1 protein-coding gene is annotated in these 1,049 nt (G+C 61.5%); it reads left to right on the top strand.

Annotation, left to right across the window (positions count from 1 at the left end; translation table 11 throughout):
- Nucleotides 1–1,049, top strand: a 1,049-nt coding sequence (locus U5782_RS41225; RefSeq protein ID WP_322049617.1) for a DUF3138 family protein, incomplete at both ends; no start/stop codon positions are given.

The following is a 1,049-nucleotide window of genomic DNA, read 5'->3' as shown; positions in this document are numbered from 1 at the left end:
ATGGCGCCGTCGGCTGAAATCACGCTCATGCCGAACCGCGGCAACGGCATCACGCTGCTGGCCAACGAGCATGGCGACATTGGCAACAACATCCTGAACACGGCGGTCGTCACGGTGCCGATCACGGCCACGCAGACCTTCGTCGCGGGCCTGATGCCGAGCTTTGGCGGCTACGAGGTGCAGCAGTCGAACCAGATGCTCACCCTCACCCACAACCTGCTGTATGACTTCTCGGATCCGGGCAGCTATGTGGGCGTGGGCTGGAATTACACGCCGGACAGCAGCCAGTGGGCCTTCAAGTTCATGCTGGGCAACGAGCAGTACCGCACGTATGGCTCGGTCACGCAGACGGGCACGAATGCGCTGGGCGATCCGATCACCACCAGCAACAAGATCCCGACGTTCACGGCGCGTGCCGATTACACGTGGTCGAGCGCGCTGGATATCGGCGGGTCGTTCAATATCGGACGTCAGACGCTGTCGAGCGCGATCGACTCCACGACTGGCCAGGCCGTTTATGGTGCGGGTGGCCAGGCAACGAGCTCGGGCGGCTACTTCTTCTTTGGCGAAGTCGACGCGACTTACACGGGTGCAGACGTGCAGTACAACGCCGAACTCGATTACGGTCAGCAGCAGCGCGCCGCGTATAACGGCGGCAATGCGCAGTGGTACGGTCTGTCGATGCTCGCGCACCGCAAGTTCAATGCGCCGGTTGTCGGTCGTATGGGTGTGACGGCGCGTTATGACCTGCTCGTCGATAGCAAGAACGGTGGTGGTGGCGGTGGCGTTGCGCTCAATGGCAACGGGATGGACCCGTATAACGGCTTTGGTATTGGCGCGGATTGTCTCGCGAATTCCGAGGCGAATGGCGGTCTGGGCTTCCAGTGCAAGGGCGCGGTGCGGCAGGACGTAGCGCTGGACCTGCTGTTCTACCCGACGCAGCAAATCACCGTGAAGGTTGAATATCGCCACGACTGGGCGTCGCAGAATGTGTTCCTGCGCAATGACGGGTCGTACAGCAAGAGCAATGATTTGCTGGGGGCGCAGTT

It is taken from the genome of Paraburkholderia sp. J67, from assembly GCF_905220265.1.
In the GTDB taxonomy this organism is placed as follows: domain Bacteria; phylum Pseudomonadota; class Gammaproteobacteria; order Burkholderiales; family Burkholderiaceae; genus Paraburkholderia.
The sequence above is the reverse complement of the archived record's forward strand: the minus strand, read 5'-3'. Positions and strand labels throughout refer to the sequence as shown.